The 22446-nt window shown below is 73.2% G+C and carries 22 protein-coding genes; 14 read left to right on the forward strand and 8 right to left on the reverse strand.

Annotated features, from left to right (window positions below; translation table 11 throughout):
• Positions 1-118 precede the first annotated feature (118 nt).
• Positions 119-997 carry an alpha/beta fold hydrolase gene (locus OG928_RS02255; protein ID WP_406278345.1) on the reverse strand — a complete coding sequence of 293 codons (879 nt, stop codon included), beginning with the start codon at positions 995-997 and terminating at the stop codon, positions 119-121.
• A 166-nt stretch (positions 998-1163) separates the two neighbouring features.
• Between OG928_RS02255 and OG928_RS02260 the strand changes: the two genes are divergently transcribed.
• Together OG928_RS02260 and OG928_RS02265 are read left to right on the forward strand one after the other, a co-directional pair.
• Complete coding sequence (locus OG928_RS02260) at positions 1164-2099, forward strand: BTAD domain-containing putative transcriptional regulator (protein ID WP_406278348.1); 936 nt, start codon at positions 1164-1166, stop codon at positions 2097-2099.
• Complete coding sequence (locus OG928_RS02265) at positions 2012-4534, forward strand: ATP-binding protein (protein ID WP_406278351.1); 2523 nt, start codon at positions 2012-2014, stop codon at positions 4532-4534. Before OG928_RS02260 ends, OG928_RS02265 begins: the two co-directional genes overlap by 88 nt.
• A gap of 229 nt (positions 4535-4763) precedes the next feature.
• Here OG928_RS02265 and OG928_RS02270 read toward each other — a convergent pair whose 3' ends face one another.
• Positions 4764-5939, reverse strand: coding sequence for an RNA ligase (locus OG928_RS02270; RefSeq protein ID WP_406278354.1), 1176 nt, complete (start codon positions 5937-5939; stop codon positions 4764-4766).
• A 266-nt stretch (positions 5940-6205) separates the two neighbouring features.
• Here OG928_RS02270 and OG928_RS02275 point away from each other — a divergent pair, with 266 nt between their 5' ends.
• Positions 6206-6997 (forward strand): SDR family NAD(P)-dependent oxidoreductase, encoded by a 792-nt coding sequence (locus OG928_RS02275; protein WP_406278357.1) that lies wholly within the window; start codon positions 6206-6208, stop codon positions 6995-6997.
• On the forward strand, positions 6994-7140 hold the full coding sequence (locus OG928_RS02280) for a hypothetical protein (RefSeq protein ID WP_406278360.1): 147 nt from the start codon (positions 6994-6996) through the stop codon (positions 7138-7140). Before OG928_RS02275 ends, OG928_RS02280 begins: the two co-directional genes overlap by 4 nt.
• Positions 7141-7433: 293 nt before the next feature.
• Here the strand turns inward: OG928_RS02280 and OG928_RS02285 are convergent, their stop codons facing one another.
• The gene (locus OG928_RS02285) at positions 7434-8114 is read right to left on the reverse strand and encodes a TetR/AcrR family transcriptional regulator (protein ID WP_406278363.1); all 681 of its coding nucleotides are present in this window, start codon (positions 8112-8114) and stop codon (positions 7434-7436) included.
• A gap of 224 nt (positions 8115-8338) precedes the next feature.
• Here OG928_RS02285 and OG928_RS02290 point away from each other — a divergent pair, with 224 nt between their 5' ends.
• Entirely contained in the window at positions 8339-10021 is a 1683-nt protein-coding gene (locus tag OG928_RS02290) for an MFS transporter (RefSeq protein ID WP_406278366.1), read from the forward strand.
• Positions 10022-10169: 148 nt separating this feature from the next.
• Here the strand turns inward: OG928_RS02290 and OG928_RS02295 are convergent, their stop codons facing one another.
• The gene (locus tag OG928_RS02295; RefSeq protein WP_406278369.1) at positions 10170-11027 is read right to left on the reverse strand and encodes a phosphotransferase family protein; all 858 of its coding nucleotides are present in this window, start codon (positions 11025-11027) and stop codon (positions 10170-10172) included.
• A gap of 186 nt (positions 11028-11213) precedes the next feature.
• On the opposite strand from OG928_RS02295, the gene OG928_RS02300 reads away from it, so the two are divergent.
• Genes OG928_RS02300 through OG928_RS02310 form a run of 3 tightly spaced genes read left to right on the forward strand, consistent with a single transcriptional unit; the run spans position 11214 to position 14770 of the window.
• On the forward strand, positions 11214-12788 hold the full coding sequence (locus OG928_RS02300; RefSeq protein ID WP_406278372.1) for an MFS transporter: 1575 nt from the start codon (positions 11214-11216) through the stop codon (positions 12786-12788).
• 54 nt (positions 12789-12842) lie between these two features.
• Complete coding sequence (locus tag OG928_RS02305) at positions 12843-14015, forward strand: SMI1/KNR4 family protein (RefSeq protein WP_406278374.1); 1173 nt, start codon at positions 12843-12845, stop codon at positions 14013-14015.
• A gap of 41 nt (positions 14016-14056) precedes the next feature.
• Positions 14057-14770: a TetR/AcrR family transcriptional regulator gene (locus tag OG928_RS02310; RefSeq protein ID WP_406278377.1), complete on the forward strand. Its 714-nt coding sequence runs from the start codon at positions 14057-14059 to the stop codon at positions 14768-14770.
• Positions 14771-14809: 39 nt separating this feature from the next.
• On the opposite strand, the gene OG928_RS02315 is transcribed toward OG928_RS02310, so the two are convergent.
• The gene (locus OG928_RS02315) at positions 14810-15199 is read right to left on the reverse strand and encodes a glycine cleavage system protein H (RefSeq protein ID WP_406278380.1); all 390 of its coding nucleotides are present in this window, start codon (positions 15197-15199) and stop codon (positions 14810-14812) included.
• A 101-nt stretch (positions 15200-15300) separates the two neighbouring features.
• The gene (locus OG928_RS02320; protein ID WP_406278383.1) at positions 15301-15567 is read right to left on the reverse strand and encodes a helix-turn-helix domain-containing protein; all 267 of its coding nucleotides are present in this window, start codon (positions 15565-15567) and stop codon (positions 15301-15303) included.
• Between the two features lie 47 nt (positions 15568-15614).
• Here OG928_RS02320 and map point away from each other — a divergent pair, with 47 nt between their 5' ends.
• On the forward strand, positions 15615-16382 hold the full coding sequence (map, locus tag OG928_RS02325) for a type I methionyl aminopeptidase (protein ID WP_406278386.1): 768 nt from the start codon (positions 15615-15617) through the stop codon (positions 16380-16382).
• Positions 16383-16476: 94 nt separating this feature from the next.
• Here map and OG928_RS02330 read toward each other — a convergent pair whose 3' ends face one another.
• Positions 16477-17430, reverse strand: a complete 954-nt coding sequence (locus OG928_RS02330; protein ID WP_406278389.1) for a Gfo/Idh/MocA family oxidoreductase — start codon at positions 17428-17430, stop codon at positions 16477-16479.
• Positions 17431-17556: 126 nt separating this feature from the next.
• Between OG928_RS02330 and OG928_RS02335 the strand changes: the two genes are divergently transcribed.
• From OG928_RS02335 to OG928_RS02350, 4 genes are all read left to right on the forward strand, one after another.
• Complete coding sequence (locus OG928_RS02335; RefSeq protein ID WP_406278392.1) at positions 17557-18249, forward strand: hypothetical protein; 693 nt, start codon at positions 17557-17559, stop codon at positions 18247-18249.
• Between the two features lie 9 nt (positions 18250-18258).
• A complete protein-coding gene (locus OG928_RS02340) occupies positions 18259-18861 on the forward strand; it encodes a TetR/AcrR family transcriptional regulator (RefSeq protein WP_406278395.1) in 603 nt (200 codons plus the stop codon).
• Between the two features lie 106 nt (positions 18862-18967).
• Complete coding sequence (locus OG928_RS02345) at positions 18968-19711, forward strand: L,D-transpeptidase family protein (protein ID WP_406278398.1); 744 nt, start codon at positions 18968-18970, stop codon at positions 19709-19711.
• A gap of 28 nt (positions 19712-19739) precedes the next feature.
• Positions 19740-20258, forward strand: a complete 519-nt coding sequence (locus OG928_RS02350; protein ID WP_406278402.1) for an HD domain-containing protein — start codon at positions 19740-19742, stop codon at positions 20256-20258.
• Between the two features lie 79 nt (positions 20259-20337).
• Here OG928_RS02350 and OG928_RS02355 read toward each other — a convergent pair whose 3' ends face one another.
• A complete protein-coding gene (locus OG928_RS02355) occupies positions 20338-21099 on the reverse strand; it encodes a decaprenylphospho-beta-D-erythro-pentofuranosid-2-ulose 2-reductase (RefSeq protein WP_406290725.1) in 762 nt (253 codons plus the stop codon).
• 225 nt (positions 21100-21324) lie between these two features.
• Here OG928_RS02355 and OG928_RS02360 point away from each other — a divergent pair, with 225 nt between their 5' ends.
• A complete protein-coding gene (locus tag OG928_RS02360; RefSeq protein ID WP_406278404.1) occupies positions 21325-22374 on the forward strand; it encodes an acyltransferase domain-containing protein in 1050 nt (349 codons plus the stop codon).
• Positions 22375-22446: the final 72 nt, after the last annotated feature.

Raw genomic sequence — 22446 nt, forward strand, 5'->3', positions numbered from 1 at the left:
ATCGGACCAGCGGGTCCGGCCCTCGCCGAGAGGTTCGCCCGCACTTGCACCTGCACCTGTGCCCGTGGCCGTGGCCGTGGCCGTGACCGGTAGGCACCGAGCGCCGGGCACGCGCGGTTCACTCGGCGAACAGGTCGCGCAGGGCCTCGGTTACTTGAGCGGGGGACTCCTCGGCCATGAAGTGGCCGCAGGAGACCGTGGTGTGGCGTAGGTCGGGAGCCCAGGCTCGCCATCTGGCGGCGGCATCGAAGCCGAGGGCGCTGCCCCAGTCCTGTTGGAGGACGGCCACCGGCATCCGCAGCCGGTTGCCGGACTGCCGGTCCGCCGTGTCGTGTTCCACGTCGATCGTGGCCGACGCCCTGTAGTCGGCCACGATCGAGGGGATCGCCTCCCGGGACGCACGGAGATACGCGGCGCGGACATCGTCGGGGATCGCCGCGGGGTCGTTGGTCCACATGTCCAGGAAGTACCCGAAGAAGGCGTCCGGGGCGCCGGCGATCAGTTGCTCGGGCAGCCCGACCGGTTGCGCCATCAGGTAGAGGTGGAACGCCACGGCGGCCGAGGTGCCGCGCAACACGTCCCACGTGTCCAGCGTCGGCAGCACGTCGAGCAACGCGAGCCGGGTCACCGCGTCGGGGTGGTCGAGCCCGGCCCGGATCGCGACCAGGGCGCCGCGGTCGTGCCCGGCCAGCGCAAAGCGCTCGTGGCCGAGGGCCCGGGCGAGTTCGACGACGTCGGCCGCCATCGCGCGCTTGGCGTAGGTCCGCCCGTCGTGGTCGACCGGCTTGTCGCTGTCGCCGTAGCCGCGCAGGTCGGGACAGATCACGGTGTGGTCCGCCGCCAAGTCCGCGGCGACGTGCCGCCACATCAGGTGGGTCTGCGGAAAGCCGTGCAGCAGCACGACCGGGCTGCCCGAACCGCCCACGGCGGCGTTCAGCGCCACGCCGACGGCGACCGTGACGCGCCGGTAGTCGAAGCCGGGGATCTTGGCAGTCATGAGTGTGTGTCCTTCGTACGAGTCGATTGCGGCACGAGCCTGCCGGGCCCGGATGAGCAATCGATCAGCAGCCGATGAGTGCCGCCGCCCACCGCGCCGCACCCCCTCTGAGCAGGGCGGTCACCGCCTCTCGGGATAGGTTGGGACGACCCCGAGGAGGTGTGCTGTGACGTCGTCGGTGCAGTTCGCCGTGCTCGGCCCGGTGGTGGCCGAACACCCGGACGGGCCGGTGGATCTCAAGGGCCCCCGGCATCGCGCCGTCCTGGCCCTGCTGCTGATCGCCCGGGGCCGGGTCGTTCCGGTCCGGCGGCTCGTCGACGACCTGTGGGACGACCCGCCGGCGAGCGCCGTCGCCACCGTCCGCACCTTCGTGTCGTCGCTGCGTCGGGCCGTCGAGCCCGACCGGGCGCCGCGCTCCCCCGCCGAGGTGCTGGTGACGGCCGGCCCCGGATACGCGCTGCGGCTGCCCGCGCACGCGGTGGACGCCTGGCGCTTCGAGGAGGCGGTACGCGAAGCCGGCAGGCTGCTCGACGCCGGCGATCCGGCGGCGGCGCGGTCCCGGGCGGCGGAGGCGCTGGACCTGTGGCGGGGCCCCGCGTACGCGGAGTTCGCCGATCAGCCGTGGGCCCGCGGCGAGATCGCCCGCCTGGACGAGTTGCGGCTGCTCGCCGTGGAACGGCACGCCCGGGCCGCACTGGCGCTGGGCCACGCCGCGGAGACGGTGCCGGACCTGGAGGCCCACGTCGGCGTGCACCCGTGGCGCGAGGACGCGTGGGGGCTGCTGAGCCTGGCCCTGTACCGAACGGGCCGGCAGACGGACGCGCTGGCCGTGCTGCGCCGAGCCCGCCAAGCCCTCGCCGCCGAGCTGGGCTTGGACGCGGGGCCCGATCTGCGCCGTCTGGAGGCCGACATCCTCAATCAGGCGCCGCACCTGGCCCTGCGCCCGGCCGAGGCCCCCACCGCAGCAGCCGCCGCCCACCCGCCGACCGCGCCCGCGGCCCGCGCCCCGGCCCGTTGTTCATCGGCCGCACGGACGAGCTCGCCCGGCTCGAATCGGCCGCCGCGTCGGCCGTGTCACAGCACCGGCTCGGGCTCGCGCTGATCTCCGGTGACGCCGGCGCGGGCAAGAGCGCGCTGGCCGAGGCGCTGACCCGACGGCTGGCGGACCGGGGCTGGACGACGGCGTGGGGCCGCAGCCCGGAGTACGCCGGCGCGCCCGCCGCCTGGCCGTGGACCGAGATCGTCGCCGCGCTCACGGCGGCGGGACACCCGCCCGACCCGGCGTTCACCGACCTCGACGCGGCCCGACCGCCCGCCGAGCCGGCCGCCGCCCGGTTCCGCATGCATCAGGCGTTCGGCCCCTATCTGTCCACGGTGGCCGCGGCCGGCCCGGTCCTGCTGGTACTGGACGACCTGCACTGGGCCGGCGAGCAGACCCTGGACCTGCTGACCGCGCTCGCCGGCCGCCCCACCGCGGGGCCGGTGCTGATCCTGGGCACCTACCGGACCACCGAGATCTCCCCCGCGCTCGCCCCCGCCCTGGGCCGCTGGGCCCGCGCCGAACCGGCCCGGGTCCATCTGGAGGGGCTGCCCGAGGCGCAGGTGCGCGAACTCGTACGCGCCACCGCCGGGCGCGACGTGGACGGCCCGACCGCCCGCGCGATCCACCGGCGCACGGCGGGCAACCCGTTCTTCGTCCGGGAGCTGGCCCGGCTGCTCGGCACCGGCCGCGGCAGCGGCAGCGGCAGCGCCACCGGCACCGGCACCGGCAGCGCCACCGACACCGACACCGAAGCCGACAGCGCGCTGTCGGGCATCCCGGCCGGAGTCCGCGACGTCATCCGCCACCGCCTGACCACGCTGCCGAAGCCGACCCGCGACGTCCTGCACCTCGCGGCGGTGCTGGGCCTCGACGTGGACGTGGACCTCCTGGTCGCCGTCACCGGCCACGAGGAACGCACGCTCGACGCGGTCGAGTCCGCGTCGCGCAGCGGATTCCTGCTTGACGCGGGGCCGGAGCGGGTGCGGTTCGCGCACGCCCTGGTGCGCGACACCCTGTACGACGACCTGCCCCGTCCGCGCCGCGCGCGCCGACACGCCGCCGTCGCCGAGGCCCTCGAACAGCTGCGGCCCGACCGCCTCGACGCGCTCGCCCACCACTTCCTGCGCGCCGAGAGCCCGGCGACCGCCGCGCGGGCCGTCCACTATGCCCAGGCCGCCGCGGAACAGGCCGAGCGGCGGTTCGCCCCGCACGAGGCGGCGCGGCTGTGGCGGGCGGCCGTCGAGGCCCAGGACCATTCCGGTGCCGGCGACGCGCGGACCCGGCTCGCGTCGGTCATGGGCATGGTGCGCGCGCTCGCGGTCTCCGGCGATCTGGCGAGCGCCCGGCGATACCGGGCGCAGGCCATCACGGCCGCCGCGGAGCTGGATGACCAGGCGCTCACCGCCAAGGTGATCGGCGCGTTCGACGTCCCCGCGATCTGGACCCGCAACGACGACGAGGCGCTGGCCCGCCAGGTCGTCGAGGTGACCGAGCGCACCCTGGCCGCGCTGCCGCGCGGCGCGGCCGAAACGCGGGCCCGACTGCTGGGCACCCTCGCCGTGGAACTCCGCGGCGGCGCCGGCGAACTGGGCCGCAAGAGCGCGCGCGAGGCGACCGCCATCGCCCGCCGACTCGACGACCCGGCCCTGCTCGCGTTCGCCCTCAACGGCCGTTTCCTGCACGCCTTCGAGCACGCCGGACTCGCCCGGCGGCGGGCCGGGATCGGCACGGAGCTGCTGGAACTCGCCGAACGGCACGGGCTGTTGGCCTTCGAGGTGCTCGGCCGGCTGATCCTGCTCCAGGCCCGCGCCGCGCTCGCCGACTTCGACGCGGCCGACGAGCACGCGAGCGCCGCGCTCCGCCTCGCCGAGCGCTACGAGCTACCGCTGGTCGACGTCTTCACCGACGGGTACGCGGCGCTGCGCCTGACCGCCGCCGACCGACCCGAGCAGGCGGAGACCGCGTACCGCGCCCTGGCCGCCCGCCTGCCCGGAACCGGCATGCGCGGCCTCGAGGAGGGCCTGCTCCCCCTGGCCCTGCTGTGCCTGCGCGTCCAGGACGGCCGGCCCGCCGAGCCGGTCCCCGGCACCGACTTCGGCCCGTACGAGCCCTGGGCCCGCCCCCTGGAGCTGCTCGCGGCCGGGCGTCACGACGAGGCGCGGGCGGCGGCCCGACACATCCCCGACGCGCCCGGCGACCTGCTCCACGAGGCCCGCACCTGCCTGGCGGCGGTCGCCGCCATCGCGGTCGGCGACCGGCCCCTGATGGAGCGGGCGCACGCCGCACTGCTGCCCGCCGCCGGCGAACTGGCGGGCGCGGGCAGCGGGATCCTCACACTCGGCCCGGTCGCCCGCTATCTGGGCGACCTCTGCGCCGCGCTGGGTCGGCCCGGAGAGGCGCGGGCGCACCACCGGCACGCGCTCGCCGTCGCCCGGAAGGCGCACGCACCGCACTGGACCGCCGCGGCCCGCGCCGCCCTCCCCGGCAAGGACTGACCCCACCGCCGCCGACGCAACCGGCCGACGAGGCACCCGCGTTCACCCCCACCAGCGCGCCCCGACACCAACTCCGCGTCGAACGCCACAACGCCCGCACCACCGACGGGCTCTGAGCCCGCGTCAGCCAACGCGTCCTCGCCCTCAACGCCGCCATCCGGCACAACCGGCAAACCGGCGCAACCATCAAACGATCCCTGACCGCCTACGACCACCGACCCAATGCCCATCAACGAAACAGGGGGCGCGTCTCCCGCCACGCCCACGCGTCGATCGATCGGCCGTCGAACAGCAGGAAGAGCATGGCCTTGAACCGGTCGAACTCCGGGTGCGCGGCGGCACACCGCGCGAAGTCCGCGCGGTCGGGCGTCGGTCCGGCCACCGCCAGCACCTCCGCGAACACCGCCTCCGCCCGCGCGGTCCACCAGGCGTGCCCGCGCCGCTTCGCCGCCACGAGCCGGAGGACGTGGGCGCGGTACTCCTCGGGTATCCGCTCGAACACCAGCGCCGGATCCCGCCCGGCGGCGAGCACCTGCCAGACGCCGAAATTGTCGGCCCGCCCGAGCAGGGCGCGTACCCGCAGGTGGTCGGCGAGCTTGACCTTCACGCGCAAGCCGGAGGCGAAACGCACCACCCAGCCCTCCCGTTCGGTGCCGGAGACCGGATTCCCGTCCAGGTCGAGGTCGTTTCGGGCGAGCCGGATCAGTTCGGCGAGCGGCGGCGCCTGATCGGCGGGACGGACCGGGACGACCGAGCCGCCCATGGCGCGCCACGCGTCCGCGCACTCGGCGAGCGGCACTTCGACGAGGTCGGGGCCGTACGCGCCGAGCAGGACGAGTTCGGATCGCGCTCCGTGGTCGACCACGATCCGGTGCTCTCCGCCGACCAGTTCGGCCAGGTAGGTCGTGCCGGGGCGCAGTGCCGCGGTGTCGCGCCGTGCGAGCCACCCGCCGGCGCAGTCGGCCTGCTCGCCTTTGAACGAGCCGCGGCCGGTGACCCGCCAGGCGCCGGCGTGGTGGTAGACGTTGATCAGGTAGCCGTCGAGCTTGTCGTACACCTCGAAGGGCTCGTGCCGGGGCAGTGCCGGCGCGAACGGTGAGCCGGCCCGGTGCCGGTCGTGGTCGAAGAACTTCGGGAACCCGGCGGCGAGGACGTCCCCGGTGGTGTCGTCGACGACGAGGCCGCGCGTGCGTGTGGTGACCGGTGTCCAGTGGTCCTCCGTCAGGCACTTGGTCCGGTAGTCGTAGATCGACCTGGGAAGCCACCACCGTTCGCGCCTGCGCCGTACGCGTCCGGCCGCGACCTCGGCGGCGAGTTCGGCGGGGTCGAAAAGCGCGGACAGCGGGGTACGGCGTATGCCGTCGGGCCGGCTGTCGGGCGCGTCGGGCGGTGCCGGCACGGACACGGAGCACCTCTGGGTCGGTGGTGGATGGACCTCCGAGTATGCGTCGACGTGCGGCCGAGAGCACGGGGTTATCCACTCGATGCGGTGCCGGCGACGGGCCGGTCGTCGTCCGGATGAACGGAGAGGGCGGTCGGAAGGGCGTCCAAGCCAGGTCTTCACACACCGACCATGGACGCCCTTCGTGCCGGCCGTCGTGGTGCTCGGCAGGGGATTGAAGACACGGCCTAGACTCCTGCGGACCACCCGGTCCCGCCGAAAAGGATGCCATGAGCAAGTCCGCGCCCGCCTTCCCGGTCTTCCCCGTCACCGGTCGACGTGTGCTCGTCAGCGGGGCGTCGCGTGGCCTCGGGCGGGCGTTGGCCCAGGCGTTCGCCGCCAACGGCGATCGGGTGGCCGTGCACTACGGGTCGCGGCGGGACGAGGCCGAGGCGACGCTCGCGGCCTTGGCCGGGGACGGGCACATCCTGGTCGGCGCGGACATCGCCGACCCCGCGGCGGCCGAGCGGCTGGTCGATCGGGTCGCCGAGGACCTGGGCGGCATCGACGTCCTGGTCAACAACGCCGCCGTCAACACCCCGCACCCGCCCGCCGACACCGACTACGCCACGTGGGTGACGGCGTGGCGCGACCACACCGCGGTCAACCTGCTCGGTACCGCCAACCTCAGCCACCTCGCCGCGACCCGGATGATCGCCGGGGGCGCCGGCGGACGGATCGTCAACATCGGTTCGCGCGGCGCGTTCCGCGGCGAGCCGGACCACCCGGCGTACGGCGCGACCAAGGCCGCCGTCCACGCCCTGGGCCAATCCCTGGCCGTGGCCCTCGCACCCCACGGCATCGCGGTCGCCTCGGTGGCCCCCGGGTTCATCGACACCGACCGCGTCTCCCACCGCCTGACCGGCCCCGAGGGCGACGCGATCCGAGCCCAGAGCCCGTTCGGCCGCGTCGCCGCCCCCGCCGAGATCGCCGCGGCCGTCCTGTGGGCCGCCTCGCCGGACGCCCTGTGGGCCTCCGGCACGATCCTCGACCTCAACGGCGCCTCCTACCTGCGCAGTTGAGCCCCACCTCGCCGATCGAGCCCCAGCCCGCGTCCCGAGCCCGCGAGAACGGCAGGCTCGCCGAGAAGTGGTCGGACAAGGATCTCCTCGGCTTCCTTCAGCAGCTCGGCGTCACCCCGACGCCCGGCGAGGTATCCGGATAGCCCGGGGCGGCACAGCGATCCGAGGGGTCCTCCTCGGCGTCGACACCCGCAAGGACGTGCACGTCGCCGCGGTGATCACCGTGCTCGGCGCGCGCTCGGCCGCCTGGAGCGGAACCCACCCGCCGACGACGACCATCCCCCGTCCGTACTCCGGCACTTGGCGTTGCCTGATTCGGCACTACCGGCGCCGGGTGACGTCCCGAACGACGCCGAGGAAGTTGTCACGTACGCACGTCGCCCGACCCGGATCTGATCTGCTGGGACGACAACCTGGTCGAGAACGCCCCGCCCATTCAGGGCGTCGCGAGGACCCGCTCGACGACCTCGGCGGCCCGGTCGGCGGGCACGCCCAGCGCGACCAGCGCCGCCACCGCCTGGTCGGCCGCGGTCACCTCGACGCCGACGTTGATCGCCTGGAGCAGCGCCACGCACATGCCCTCCAGCGCGATCGCGAGCACCGGCGCCGGCAGGTGGTCGGCGAAGACCCCCGCGCGCTGCCCCGCGGCGATCAGCATGGTCGAGTGGTCCCGAACGGGCGCCAACATCGCGGGGATTCCGCCGTCGCCCAGGTTGCGCTGGGCGAAGCTGATCAGCAGGCGATAGCGGTCGCCGGTGCGCCACGCGGCCAGGTCGAACCGGGCCACCGCCTCCTCGGCCGTGTCCCCCTCCCGGCAGGCGCTCTGTACGGCGGCGAGCATCTCGCCGCTCGCCTCCTCGGCCAGCCCCGCGACCAGCGCCTCGCGGCTGGGGAAGTGCCCGTACACCGTGCGCCGCACGACGCCGGCCGCACGCGCGATGTCGTCCATCGAGGCGTCCGCGTCGCGGATCAGCTCGGTCCGGGCGACGGCGAGGATGCGCTCACGGTTGGACTGCGCGTTGCGCCGGCGCACGGGCGCGACGCCCGGCGCGATCGCGGCGGTCCCACCGTCGGCGTCGCCGGACGCGGCGCCGGGGGCACCCTGCTTCGTCTGCATCGCGCGTTCCTTCCTGGGGTGACCTGGAGCCTGTCAGAGATACCGCACAAATACCGCACCGATGCCGCACCGACTCCGCCGATGACACCGACACCTCGCGAATCATCCCTTTTGAGCACACTTCGCTCTCCATGTTTGCACAGTCGTGTGCAATAAACTAAGTTGCACAGCGTTGTGCAAATAGCGCGCGGCTGCGCCGGCCGCCTGTCTCGAAGGGCGTACCGATGTCCGTACTCGCCACCACGCCGGTCGACCGGATGGACCGGCCGTACTCACGCCGCTGGTGGGCTCTGGGCGTGCTCTGCTTGAGCCTGCTGATCATCGTGATGGCCAACACGTCGCTGATCGTCGCGGCCCCCGACATGACCCGCGACCTGGGCCTGTCCAGTCGCGACCTGCAATGGGTGATCGACGCCTACACCGTCCCGTACGCCGCGCTGATGCTGATCCTCGGCGCGATCGGCGACAAGTACAGCCGACGCGGCGCGCTGATCACGGGCCTGGTGATCTTCGCCGCCGGCTCGATCGCGGGCTCGCTGGTCGACTCCACGTCGGGCGTGATCGTCGCCCGCGCGGTGATGGGCGTCGGCGCCGCGGTGATCATGCCCGCGACCCTCTCCCTCCTGGTCGCGACCTTCCCCCGGAGCGAGCGGGCCAAGGCGATCACCGCGTGGACCGCGACGTCGGGTCTGGCGATCGCGCTCGGCCCACTGATCGCGGGTTGGCTCCTGGAGAGCCACGCGTGGGGTTCGACGTTCCTGATCAACGTGCCGATCGCGCTGATCGCCGTGGTGGCCGCGCTGTTCGTGATCCCGCCGTCGAAGGCGCACGACTACGGCCGGCTCGACCTGGTCGGCGGCGCGCTGTCGATCGCGACCCTCGGTTCGCTGGTGTACGCGATCATCGAAGGCCCGCACTTCGGCTGGGGCACCGGCCCGGTGACCGCGCTCGTGGTGTTCGTGGTCGGCCTGGGCTCGTTCGTCGCGTGGGAACTGCGGCACCCGCGCCCGATCTTCAACCTGCGCAAGTTCGGTGAGCGGGTGTTCTCCGGATCGATGCTCGCGGTGCTGCTGTTCTTCCTGGGCACCTTCGGCGCGATCTACTTCCTGACCCAGCACCTCCAGTTCGTGCTCGGGTTCACCGCCCTGGAGACCGGCGTACGGCTGCTGCCGCTGGCCGGCGCGGTGTGCTTGGGCGCGGTCGCGACCGGACGGCTCACCCCGCGACTGGGGATGCGGGTCACCGTGACCACCGGCATGGCGCTGGGCACGATCGGCGTGCTGCTGATGACCCGGATCCAGGACGGCTCGGGCTACGGCGACTTCCTCGCGCCGCTGATCCTGCTCGGCGTCGCGATCGGGCTGAGCGTGTCGCCGTGCACGGAGGCGATCATGGGCTCGTTCCCGGAGAACGAACTGGGCGCGGGCGGCGGCGTCAACGACACCGCGGTGGAACTGGGCGGCGCGCTGGGCATCGCGATCCTGGGCTCGGTGCTGGCCACCTCGTACGAGTCGGAGCTGACCAAGGCCGTCGGCGGCAAGCTGCCGCCGGAGGCGATGGACGTCGCCAAGGACTCGATCGGCGGAGCCCTCGCGGCGGCCGAACAGGTGGGCCACGTCGCGGGTCCGCAGCAGGCGCAGGCACTGATCCAAGCCGCCGACCACGCGTTCACGCAGGCGGTCGCGCACACGAGCCTGATCGGCGGCATCGTACTGGCCGTCGGCACGATCCTGGTCGGCCTGATCCTGCCGAACCGGGCCCGCACGCAGGCGGCCCGCGAAGAGGCGACGAGCACGCCGGACACGGACACGAGGGGCACGGACGCGAAGGGCGCGGACGCCGGCACCGACGCCCGCGCGAACACGAACACGAACGCCGACAAGCACGAGAAGCAACCGGTGAGCTGACCCGACCGACGGCAACCAGGCGAAGGGGCGGTCGACTTCGGTCGACCGCCCCTTTCGCATGCCCGGTGCGGTCCGCAGCCCCGGTGCGGTCCGCAGGCGGGCCCTTTCACGCGCCCGGTCCCGTCCGCGCGCCCGGTCCCGTTCCAGCTCAGCCCTTGGGCAACATCCGTACCGCGCGCCCCACCCACGCCTCGAATCGCTGCCACTCGACGATCTCCTCGCGGCCCTCCGGCTCCGGCCAGTCGAGGAGCGCGTCGCCGGCGTCGAGCAGGTCCCAGTAGGGGTGATGGTCGCCGGTCCGCCCGGACGCCTTCGCGTACGCGGGCAGGAAGTCCTCGGCGACCGCAACGCCGTGCGTCAGCGCGAGGTTGAGCCGGACGCGCGCGAGGTCGATGCCACGCGGTCCGACGCACCCGGTGGTCCAGTCGACGATGCCGCCGATGTCCTCGCCGAGCCACAGGAGTTGCTCGGCGTGGAAGTCACGGTGGATCAGGCCCGGTGCCGCGTACGGGGGTTCGCCGGCCAGCGCGGTGAACATCCGCTGCCAGACGTGTGGTCGCGTCGTCCACGTGGGCATCGTGCGCGCGCCATCCACGGCGGGGTCGTAGTAGGGCGCGTACTCCCCCAACCCGGCACCGGTCGGGTCCACCGCGTGAATGGCCGCGAGCAGCTCGGCGGCGCGGCCCAGCAGTACCGCGGGGTCGGCCGGCGGCTCGGGCGTGCCGGGTACGCGCGTGGTCAGCAGCGCCGGCTCCGGGTCGTCCAGCCGGACGGCGATCAACTCGGGCGCGGGGACCGGCGTTTCGGCGAGCAGCCGCAGCACGCGGGCCTCGTTCTCCGGCCGGTACCACGGGTCGCTCGCGAGTCGGTCGGCGTCGTGGAACACCCGCAGAACGAGGTCGCCGACGCTGTACAGCCGATTGGCGCCGACGCCCATGGGTGCGATCGCGGCGTCGCCGACAGCATCCCGCAGCCAGGCGAGGGTTTCGGCGTTCGGCAGGTGCACGGGTGGGACTCCTGTTCGTGGAAGGTCTGCGAACCAGCCTGCCAGGGTCGACCATCGGCTTGAACTTCACATCTGTTGACTTTAAGCCCTACCGCTCGACAAGATGAGTTAGGCAAGCCTTACTTCCTTCCCCTGGCCTCTTTCTGGCCTCTTCCTGGCCTTCCTTCGATTCCCAGAGGTGGCGACGTGGCAGACGCACGTGCGAGAACAGCGAGTTCGGCGGGACCGGCCGGCTCGGCCGGCTCGGCCGACGGCTCGCGGCTGGTCCTGATCCTGGTGACCGTGGCCTCGGTACTGCTCGTCGTGGACATCACGATGGTGTCGGTCGGGCTGCCGCGGATCCAGGACGACCTGAACGGCTCACTGGCCGGCCTGCAATGGGTGATCGTGGCCTACTCGTTGACCTTCGGCGCGTTCCTGCAGACGGCCGGCAGCGTGTCCGACCGAGTCGGCCGCCGGCCGGTCTTCCTGGGCGGCATCGCGCTGTTCACGCTGTCCTCGCTCGCGTGCGGGCTCGCTCCCGACGTCCTCGTCCTGGACGCGTTCCGCGGCGTCCAGGGCATCGGCGCGGCGATGCTGCTCGCGACCGGGCTGCCGTTGATCGCGCAGGCGTACGAGGGCCAACGGCGCAACATGGCCATCGCCACGTGGGGTTCGACGCTCGGCGCGTGCGCGGCGGTGGCGCCGCTGCTCGGCGGCCTGCTCGTGGACGTCGCGAGCTGGCGCTGGATGTTCCTGGTGAACGTGCCGATCGGGGTCACCGCGTTCGCGCTGGCCGCCGCCAAGCTGCCCCGGGACCGGCCCGCGCCGGTGGCCGGGCGGATCGACTGGGTGGGGGCGGCGACGCTCGTGGCCATGTGGGGGCTGCTGAACCTGACCGTCACGCGCGGCGACGAGCAGGGCTGGACGAGCCCGCTGACGCTCGGGCAGTTCGCCTGCACGGCGCTGCTGATCGCGCTGTTCGTCGGCATCGAGCGGCGGGTGGCGGCGCCGATGCTGGATCTGGCGCTGTTCGGGATCCCGACGTTCGTGGGCGCGGTGACGATCTCGTTCCTGTCCCGGTTCGTGACGGTCGGCTCGTCGGTGTACTTCCTGCTCTACTTCCAGGGCGCGCTCGGCATGTCGCCGCTGGACTCGGGCCTGCTCCTGCTGCCGATCTTCGTCCCGCAACTGTGCATGGGCCTGGTCGCCGGCCGACTCCAGAAGCGCTTCGCGGCCGCGCACATCATCGCGGCCGGGTTCACGATCCTCGCGCTCGGCGCGCTGCTGATGGGACTGAGCTTCTCCCCCGACGCGTCGTGGCCGGCGCTGCTGCCGGGACTGCTGGTGTGGGGCGTCGGCAGCGGGATCGCGTCCAGTCCGGTGATGTCGATCGCGGTCAACACGGTGCCCGCGGAGCGGGCCGGGATGGCGTCCGGGACGGCAAACGGGTTGTTCCCGATCGGCGCGGCGGTGGGGATCGCGGTGCTGGGCGTGCTGTTCGCGGCCCGGTTCGACACGGTGGTCGGCGATCGGGCGGGTGTCCCGGACGCGGTGCGCGAGCGGATCGTGGCCGCGGCTCGGGACGGGGACGCGGACCGGGTGCGGGAGTTGACGCCGGCCCGGGGCGGGGAGGCGGTGACGGCGGCGATCGATCACGCGTACGCGGCGGGGGCCGCAGGGGTGATGTACGGGGTGGCGGCACTTGCGCTCGGCACGGCGGGGCTCGCGCTGATCCTGGTCCGACAGCGGGACCTGGAGCCCGCAACCGGCACGGCGTAGCGAGCGTCGGTCCCGATTGACAGGATCGGGACGGGTGTTCGAGTGGTGTCAGGCATGGGGGATCGAGTGAGTGACGTGGACTGGGGTCCGTTCCTGCGGACGTGGAGCGCGGAGTGGATCGAGGCGCTGGAACCGGCGGAGGCCGAGGTCTTCCCCGAGGAGGCCCGCGCGGCGGGCTGGCTCGGCTTCGCGCCGGCGACCGAGGAACGGATCGTGGCCTTGGAGGAGCGGTTGGGGCTGCGGTTGCCGCCGTCGTACCGCTCCTTCCTGGCGGTCTCCGACGGGTGGCGCAATGTCGGGGAATTCATCCAGTCGCTGGGCTCCACGGAGCAGGTGGGCTGGTTTCGCGACCTGTCGCCGCAGTGGTGCAAGACCCTGATCGGGATCGAGGACGACGCCTTCCACCGCGGCCTCTACCGCCGGGTGCTGCAGATCTCGCTGGAGGGGGACGCGGCGGTGCTGTTCCTGGATCCGGGCCGGATCGACGCCGACGGCGAGTGGACCGCCTACTTCCACGCGTCGTGGACCGGCGACCTGCCGCGGAAGCACGCCGACTTCGCGGCTCTGATGCGGAACGAGTACCGCTCGTTCCACCGACTGCGCAAACCCGACAACGCGACCTCGCGGGCGATCGAGGACCAGGTCGAGCGGGCGCGCGTGGCGTGCCTGGCCGGCGCGGTCGACGAGCCGCTCGCGGTGTTCGAGGAGGGCAGCGCGTTCGGGCGCTTCCGGGCGGAGCTGATGCGGTTCCAGGTGCACGCGCTGCTGGGGAATCGGGACGAGGCCCGGCGAGCCTTCGGCACCATCACGCGCGGCGACCAGGACGATCCGGCATGGCGCGCGCTGATCGCCGGCGAACTCGTCCCGGTCTTCGGCGCACTGCACCGCGACGAGCCGATGTCGGCGCTGCGGCGGAGCATCTTCGAACGCGAACTCGACGAGCTCGGTGAGCGGTTCGGCGGCGAGGCGGAGGCGGCAGGCGAGATCGCGGGCGAGGGCTCGGGCACCGAGGGGTGGCGGGCGGCGATCGCCGCGGCGCGCGAGTCGGCGGTGGCGGGTGACGACGCCGCGGCCTGGCGCATCGTGTCGGCCGGTCTGGCCAGGTGGCGCCCGATCGGGCCCGACCACGTCGCGCCGGTGGCACTGCTGGCGGATCCGGTACTCGGCCCGCTGCTGACCCCCGAACGGGGCCGCGAGCTGCTCGGCGTTCCCCGCGCGGGCCGATGACCCGGCGGGGCCGATGACCCCGCGGCCCTATCCTGGGCGGCATGTCCACCGGTTCGCCCCGTAGGCGCCCCACCCATCGCGGCGGGCGGCCGACCCTCACCCGTGAGGGCATCGGCCGCGCCGCGCTGGAGCTGGTCTCGCGCGACGGCGGGGTCGAACTGACCATGCGCTCGCTCGCCGAGCACCTGGGCGTGTCCCCGCGCGCGCTGTACAACTACGCGGCCGACCGCCGGGCCGTGCTCGAACTGGCCGCGCTGGTCTGGCAGTCGGACTGGCACCTGCCGCCGCTGGACCCGGCCCGCCCGGCCGAGTCGCTGCGCGCGCTGTGCGCCGGGATGCGCGCGTGGTACCGGCTGCATCCGCGCGCGGTGACGATCGCGGTCGACGAGAACCTGACCGCGGCCGTGCATCCGCGGACGCTGCGCAACAACGAGGCGATCCTGTCGTTCCTGGTCGCGATCGGTCTGAGCCCGGCCGACGCGCAGCGGATGTACCGCGAGCTCGTGCTGCGCGTCGCAGCCTTCGTCCGCCTCAACGACGCCTGGCACGACGCGCCGCCCGGCGACCTGCGGCCCGAGGTCTGGGACGGCACCCCGGCGGCCTGGCCGATCGCCGATCCGGCCTTGGCGGCCGAGCTGCCGACGACCCGGCGGATCACCGAGTCGGTGCCGGTCGAGTCGGTGGACGAACAGTTCGCGTTCACGGTGGAGCTGCTGGTGGGCAGCGTCGAGGCACTGCTGCGGCGCGACCCCTGAGCGGGCTCGGGTCCCCGAGCGCGTCCCCGGAGGACACCGTCAGCGGCGCGCCCAGTCGCGGGTGTAGTCGTCGTACGTGTCGACGTCCATCAACGCGTCGTACTCCGCCGGATCGAGGAACCACCCCTCGGCGATCCAACCCGCGCCGTAGGGGTCGGCGTTGATCGCGCCGAACGTCCAGAGCAGGTCCTCGTTGACCGCCGTGACCTCGGCCGAGACCGGCATCCGAAGCTCGTAGTCGGACCGGCCCGAGGCGATCAGGCCGATCGGCTGCCCCGCCGCGCACCGATCGCCGGGCCGCGGCGTCAGTTCCACGAAGTGGCTGTCGGGCACGGCCCGCTGCAAGAAGTCCGAGACGCCGAGCCGGAAGGCGGCACCGAAGCGGGCCACCCACAGGTGCCGTCGCGAGAATCGCACGGACTCGGCCAACCGTCGCTCTCCTTGTATGCGTTGCACCTGTCGTACCTGTTGTACCTGTCGTATCTGTTGTACGCGTTGTACCCGCTTATTCGGTGTAGGCGCGACCGCCGCTAGGCGGACAGCGCTCCAGGGTCCTCGATCACGCATGCCGCGGCGACCTCGTCCAGGGAGAGGCCGAGTTCGAGGGCGAGCGCGGCGATGGTGAAGAAGGCCGGCGTCGGGGCCCGGCCGGTCTCGATCTTGCGCAGCGTTTCCGGGGACAGCCCGGCGGCGACGGCGACGTGGCCGATGCTCCGGTCGCCGCGCGCGCTGCGGAGCAGGGCGCCCAGATGCAGGCCGCGCTCGCGCTCCAGTGGGGTCAGCGGGGTTCGAACCATGAGCGTGATACTAATACCGGTATAAGAATTGGTCGAGGAGGGACCTCGTGGTCGAGATCAAAACCCGAGCCGAAATCGCCGCGATGCGCGAGGCCGGCCGCGTGGTGGCGAACGCATTGGCGGCGACGCGCAAAGCCGCCGCCATCGGCGTGTCGCTCAAGGAGTTGGACGAGGTCGCGCACTCGGTGCTGCGCGAGGCCGGGGCGACGTCCCCGTTCCTGGGCTACAAGCCGTCGTTCGCGCCGGTCCCGTTCCCGGGCGTGATCTGCGCGTCGGTGAACGACGTCGTGGTGCACGGCATCCCGACGGACTACCGACTGCGCGACGGCGACCTGCTGAGCGTCGACTTCGGCGCGACGCTGCGCGGCTGGACGGGCGACGCGGCGATCACGTTCACGGTCGGCACGCCCCGGCCCGCCGACCTGAAGCTGGTGGCCGCGACCGAACACGCGTTGGCGGCGGGCATCGCGGCGGCCGTCCCGGGCGGCCGACTCGGCGACATCTCCGCCGCGATCGGCGCGGTCGCGCGCGACGCGGGCTACGGCATGCCGCAGGATCTGGGCGGCCACGGCATCGGCCGCACGATGCACGAGGACCCGCACGTCCGCAACGAGGGCCGCCCCGGCCGGGGCATGCACCTGCGTCCGGGCCTGGTGCTCGCTCTGGAGCCGATGCTGATCGCGGGCGGCAAGGATCGCTGCTTCACCGCGAAGGACGGCTGGACCATCCACAGCTCCGACGGCTCCCGCGCGGCGCACGCCGAGCACACGGTCGCGGTCACCGAGGACGGCCCGAAGATCCTGACACTGCCATAGCCGAGCCGTCCGCAAGCGGCGAACGGGCCGGGATCCGCCCGTACGGCGCTCGCGGACGCGGGCCGGACAGCGCGGTCCGCGTCCCGGACCGGACCTACCGCACGCGCACGGGTCGCCCCTCGCGTCGTGACACCACGCACGCCTCGGCGACCGCCTGTGCGGCCAGTGCCTCGGCGCCGGTGCACGGGCTCGCCGCGCGGCCGGCCACCATCGCGACGAACGCGGCGAGTTCCGCGCGATACGCGTCGCCGAAGCGGGTCAGGAAGTCGCCTTCGGTCACCCCGCCGCACGCGTGCGTACCGGCGGTACCCGCGACCTCCAGGCGTACGTCGTAGCCGGGCGCGTGTTGTCGGCCCGCGTGCGCGGTGCCGAGCGTGTCGTCGGCGAGCCGGAACAGCACCGCCGACACGTCCACGTCGTCGTTCTCGCGGAACACGTCCGCGCCCCGGTTCGCGCCGATCGCGGTGACCTCGACGATCGGCACGCCGGTGACCCACGGCACGATGTCGAAGTCGTGGATGTGCGTGTCCCGGTAGATGCCGCCCGAGCCGGGCACGAACGCGGGATGCGGCGGCTGCCGGTCGACGCTGACCGCGTGCACCCGGGTGAGCGTGCCGACCGCGCCCGCCCGGACCGCCGCCCGGGCCGCGACGTACATCGGATCGAACCGGCGCTGGAAACCCACGTGCAGGCCGGCGCCGCGCGCGTGCACGTACGCGACGACATCGCGCGCGATCGCCGGGTCGAGCGCGATCGGCTTCTCGCACAGGATCGGCAGCCCCGCGTCGGCGGCCCGGCGCAGCAGGTCGGCGTGTACCGCCGTGGGCGCGGCGATCACGACCGCGTCGACCTTCGCGTACACGTCCGCCACGGACGCGGCCTCGACTCGGGCGTCGGCCCCGGCCTCGACCCCGGCCTCGACCGCGAAGGCTTCGGCCCGCGCATGGTCCGCGTCCGCGACGACGACCTGCTCGACCTCGTCCATCGCGGCCAGCGCCCGCGCGTGGAACGCCCCGATCCGTCCTACCCCGAGTACTCCGACGCGCATGTCCCGCTCCCCTTAGGCCGTGCCTTCGACGTGGTCGATCATGCCGCTCCGGGCCGGGTTTTTCATAAACCGCGCAGTCAGTCTAAGATTGAATCGACGGATTCACCGCTCGCGGGGAGGCAGCAGATGGGGACGAAGACGCCGTTTCGATACACGCTCGACCACGACGGCAGGCGCCTGGAGGTCGAGTTCTCGTCGGCCGGTCTCGCCTCCACCGCGCGCCTGCTCGTGGCCGGCGAACAGGTGGCCGAACAGACCACCAGGGGCGATTCGGCGACGCTGCGCGCGGAGGGGATCAAGGTCGAGGTCCGATGGGGGTGGCTCGGCCAGGTCACCCGGTGCGAACTGCGCTCGTCCGGCATCGCGTTCGATCCCCCGCCGGGATCGCGCGCCGCGCGGCTGCTCGAACTCGCCGAGGCCCGGCCGACGTTGTACGCCTCCCGGCACGTCGTGCTCGCGGTGGGCCGGATCGTGCTGCCGCTGCTCGGCCTCGGCGTGCTGTTCCGGTTCGTCGCCCCGGCCCTGCCGCTGCCGTCGATCCCGGTGCCGGAGGTCGACCTGCCCTCGATACCGTGGCCCGACCTCGACCTGCCGTCGATACCGTGGCCCGGTTGGGTGCGCGCGATCATCGAGTCGTCGAAGTATTGGGGTCCGGTGCTGTTCGGGCTCCTGATCGCGGCCGACGAGGTGCGCAAGCGTCGCCGCAAGGCCGCCGCCCGAGCCGGGTCCGCGTCGAGCGACGCCGGCGACAACACCACCAGCACCACCAACAGCACCACCAACAGCAACAGCGGGAACAGCGCCGACAACGAGAGGTGATCCGCGCCGATGCGCACCATCGACCCGGTGGCCCAGGCCGCCAAACGGCGCGTGATCCTGGACGCGGCGGCGGCCTGCTTCGCCGCGAAGGGGCTGCACGGCACGCGCACCGCGGACATCTGCGCGCGGGCCGGGATGAGCTCGGGCAACGTGTTCCACTACTTCGCGAGCAAGCACGCGATCGTCGCCGCGCTGGTCGAGCGCGAGGGCGTGGAGACCGCCGCGGCCCTGGCCGAACTCACCGCCTTCGCCGATCCGATCGCCGCCCTGTTCCGGCTGCTCGACGGCGCGATCGCGATCGCGGCGGACCCGGCCGCGGCGAGCCTCGCGCTCGACCTCGCCGCGGAGGCGCTGCGCGATCCGGAGATCGGCGCGCTGTGCAACCGCAACGACCTGGACCTGCGGGTGGCCACGGCCGACCTGCTGCGCCGGGCCCGGGCCGCGGATCGCGTCGATCCCGCGCTGGACCCGGACGACGCCGCGACCTGGGTCGCCGCGCTGATCGACGGTCTGTTCTCCCGCGTCGCGAGCGACCCGGCCTTCGATCCGGCCGCACAGGCCGCCAACCTGCGCCTGATGGTGACCCGCTTCCTGCGGATCGACGAGGCCTGAGCACACACCCCGGAAGGTCCCATACGGCACGGCCGACCGGGTGATGCCGGCGAACACACCGTCAGGGTGCACGGTCGGTTCGCCGCGAGCGGGTAGTCGTGGACGGATGACGATCTCGCGCCGTTCGCTGCTGCTCTCCGCCCCCGCCGCACTGGGCCTGGTCGGCCTCGCGTCGATGCGACCCGCGTCCGGGTACGAGCCCCTGCCGATGGTCGCGCCGGGTCCGATGGTCCCGGGGCCGGCTCCGGTGCCCGTCCCACCCGGGATCGGGCCGCGTTGGGCCGCCGAGATCCCGGTCGAGACCACCCAGCTGCTCCTGGTGGTCGGCGAGCACCAGGACTCCGATCGATGCACGGGAGCGCTGTGGTCGCGGACTGCGCGCGGTTGGCGGCCGCAGGGGGTCTGGCCCGCGCACAACGGCCTGCGCGGCTGGACGACGGGGCACCGCGAGGACGATCTGCGCTCGCCGGTGGGCCTGTACACGCTCACCGACGCCGGCGGACTCCTGCCGAATCCGGGCACCAGGCTGCCGTACGACCACTCGGACGGCTTCGAAATCGACGGCACGGGCTTCGGCGGCGAACCCCTGGCCGGCACGTTCGACCACGTGGTCGCGATCGACTACAACCGGGTCCCGGGCACGTCCCCGCAGGACCCCGGCCGTCCACGCGGCGACGAGTTCGGCGGCGGGATCTGGCTGCACATCGACCACGGCGGCGCGACCCACGGCTGCGTGACGCTGCCGCGCGAGGGCATCGTGGCACTGCTGTGCGCGCTGGATCCGACGGCCCGGCCGGTGGTGGTGATGGGGGACGCGATGGCGCTGGCCCTGGGCGGCCCGGCTTCCTGATGCCGGATCGGCCTCTTACCCTGTGCGGGTGACCTCCGCCAAGCTCCGTCCGTTGCCCACCGAAGTGCTCACCCTCCTGGACCAACTGACCCCGTGCACACGCCTGATCGCGCATCTGCGCATCGTGCACGACGTCGCGTACCGGCTCTGCGACTGGGTCGCGACGACGTACCCGACGGTGGTCTTCGACCGCGACGCGGTGCTGTTCGGGGCCGCCACCCACGACATCGGCAAGTCGCTGTACCCGCAGGAGCTGTCCGGCCCGGGCAGCTGCCACGAACAGGCCGGCTACGACCTGCTGCTCGCCCAGGGCGTACCCGCCGATCGGGCCCGCTTCGCCCGCAACCACGCGGCATGGGATCCGACCGATCCGGACGAACTGCTGGTGAGCCTGGCCGACAAGGTATGGAAGGGCAAGCGTGTCGAGGCCCTGGAACAGGCCCTGACCACCGTGCTGGCCACCGCCTCCGGCCGCCCGGAATGGGAGGTCTTCCAAACCCTGGACGACTTCGTGACCAGCATCGATTCGGACGACCTGCTCCTGTAGGCCGGACCGACCAGGCCACCGCAGGAACGGCCGGACCGCCCGGGCGCAGCCGCGCGCGCACCCGGCCGGCCCGCGCCGCTCAGCGCGGCAGCCTGCGCCACACCCCGCGCGGCAGCATCCGCATCCCGAAGAACACCGGGTGCAGCGCGGCCGGCACCCACACCTCGCCCTTGCCGCGCGCCAGCGCCCGGACCGTGGCGTCGGCGACCTGGTCGGGCGTGCTGGACAGCGGTGCCGGGGACATCCCCTTCGTCATCCGGCCCACCACGAAGCCGGGCCGAACCAGGAGCAGCCGGACCCCGCTTCCGGCGAGCGCGTCGGACAACCCGCTCGCGAAGCCGTCGAGGCCGGCCTTGGCCGACCCGTACACGTAGTTCGCCCGCCGCACCCGTACCCCCGCGACCGACGAGAACACGACCAACCGGCCGTGTCCTTGCGCGCGCAGCACCGCCGCGAGATGGGTCAGGATGCTCACGTGCGCGGTGTAGTCGGTGTGCACGACCGCGACCGCGTGCTCCGCGTCCAGCTCGGCTCGCCGCTGGTCGCCGAGGATGCCGAACGAGGTCACCACGACGTCCAGCGGCCCGTGCCGGGCGATCACGTCGTCCAGCATCGGCCGATGCGAGGCGAGGTCGTCGGCGTCGAACTCGACCCGGTCCACGTGCCGCGCCCCGGCCTTGCGCAGCACCGCCTCCTCGTCGTCGAGGTCGTAACTGCGCCGCGCCGCCAACACGACGGTCCGCGCCCCGCGCCCGACCAGCCGCTCCGCGACCGCCAACCCGATCTCACTGCGGCCCCCGAGGACCAAAACGGTTCCACTCACCCCCACAGTCTGCCGGATCCGAACACCGCGACCGTTCCCCGAGCCGGCGCTCCCGGCCCGACCACGGGTGCATAGCCTGGCGTGCGGCCGGCTGACCGACTTCGTCGCGGTCCACGAAGCGCGCTTCGACAAGGTCTTCTACGCCATCCATCTGCGTACTCCCCCGGCGTGACCCCTCGGCACGTGCACCGGGGAGCGTCGCCGGTTCCGGTTCGGCGGAAATCGGGCCCGAAGGCGTGTTGAATGGAGGGTCTGGGTCGGGTCGGGGTCGGGTGCGGCGAGTCGTTGGGGGACGTGCCGGTGGGAAGCGTGCTGAGCGTGCTGCGGTCGGACGAGTGCCTGTCCGCGTGGATCGACGGGTTGGCCGGTTTCGGTTCGGGGATCGAGGTCGGGCTGCCGGCGGGTGACGAACTGGTGTCCGTGCTGCTGGATCTGGCCGTGCCGCACGAGGACGTCAACGAGCTGCTCGCCGCGCGTGCGGCGGTGTACGCGGATCCGGGGTTGCACGACCTGTTCGAGCGCAGCGTCCGCGCCCTGGTCGCGGGCATCGGCACGATCGATCAACGGCTGGAACTCCCGGCCCTGCCCGACGAGTTGGGTGCGGTCGGCCGCTACTTCCACATCTGCGTGTTCATCGCCGCGCGGCCGCACGTGCTGGCCTACCACCACGACCTGGGCATCCCGGCGGACGTGTCCCGCCGTACGCTCGCCGACCTCGGTCGGCACCTGGCCGTGCACCGTCGGCGGCGCGGTACCGGTGGGCTGATCGCGCGGTTCTGGCCCAAGTTGCACTTTCGCGGCGAACTCTACGAGCTCGGCCGACTCCAGTTCCAACGCTCGCTGCTGGGGCGCGGCGCCGCGAGTGCCGCCGCGGCGGGGCTTCCCTACGGGCCGCGGGACCCCGCGCTGGCGCTGCACATCCCGGACTTCCACGGCCCGCTGACCCCGGCCGCGTGCGACGAATCCCTGGCCCTGGCCCGCGCGTTCTTCCCGCGCCACTTCCCCGAGGAGCCCTATCGGGTCGCGGTGTGCGGATCGTGGCTGCTCGACCCGCAACTGCGCGAATACCTCCCGGCCGACTCCAACATCATCCGCTTCCAGCGCCGCTTCCACCTGGAGACCGACCCGACCGGCGGCGACCCGGAGGACACCGCCGCCATCGGCTTCGTCTTCGGCGACCCCGCCCTGCCCCCCGAGACCCTCCCCCGCCGCACCTCATTGGAACGCGCGATCGGCGACCACCTCCGCGCGGGCCGCCACTGGTACGTGAACGTGGGCTGGTTCGAACTCTGACCACCCACGCCAACCCCTCGACCAAACCGCCGACACGCCACTTCGAACGCCTCGTACACCTCTTCGTCGAAC

This window comes from Embleya sp. NBC_00896, assembly GCF_045207785.1.
Lineage (GTDB): Bacteria > Actinomycetota > Actinomycetes > Streptomycetales > Streptomycetaceae > Embleya.

Bases quoted from the DNA above. Each gene is read 5' to 3' on its own strand.
- OG928_RS02335 (WP_406278392.1), top strand. From the start codon at position 17,557: ATGGGGACGAAGACGCCGTTTCGATACACGCTCGACCACGACGGCAGG.
- OG928_RS02330 (WP_406278389.1), bottom strand. From the start codon at position 17,430: ATGCGCGTCGGAGTACTCGGGGTAGGACGGATCGGGGCGTTCCACGCG.
- OG928_RS02305 (WP_406278374.1), top strand. From the start codon at position 12,843: ATGGGGGATCGAGTGAGTGACGTGGACTGGGGTCCGTTCCTGCGGACG.
- OG928_RS02360 (WP_406278404.1), top strand. From the start codon at position 21,325: ATGGAGGGTCTGGGTCGGGTCGGGGTCGGGTGCGGCGAGTCGTTGGGG.
- OG928_RS02340 (WP_406278395.1), top strand. From the start codon at position 18,259: ATGCGCACCATCGACCCGGTGGCCCAGGCCGCCAAACGGCGCGTGATC.
- OG928_RS02255 (WP_406278345.1), bottom strand. From the start codon at position 997: ATGACTGCCAAGATCCCCGGCTTCGACTACCGGCGCGTCACGGTCGCC.
- OG928_RS02275 (WP_406278357.1), top strand. From the start codon at position 6,206: ATGAGCAAGTCCGCGCCCGCCTTCCCGGTCTTCCCCGTCACCGGTCGA.
- OG928_RS02285 (WP_406278363.1), bottom strand. From the start codon at position 8,114: ATGCAGACGAAGCAGGGTGCCCCCGGCGCCGCGTCCGGCGACGCCGAC.
- OG928_RS02320 (WP_406278383.1), bottom strand. From the start codon at position 15,567: ATGGTTCGAACCCCGCTGACCCCACTGGAGCGCGAGCGCGGCCTGCAT.
- OG928_RS02290 (WP_406278366.1), top strand. From the start codon at position 8,339: ATGTCCGTACTCGCCACCACGCCGGTCGACCGGATGGACCGGCCGTAC.
- OG928_RS02310 (WP_406278377.1), top strand. From the start codon at position 14,057: ATGTCCACCGGTTCGCCCCGTAGGCGCCCCACCCATCGCGGCGGGCGG.
- OG928_RS02345 (WP_406278398.1), top strand. From the start codon at position 18,968: ATGACGATCTCGCGCCGTTCGCTGCTGCTCTCCGCCCCCGCCGCACTG.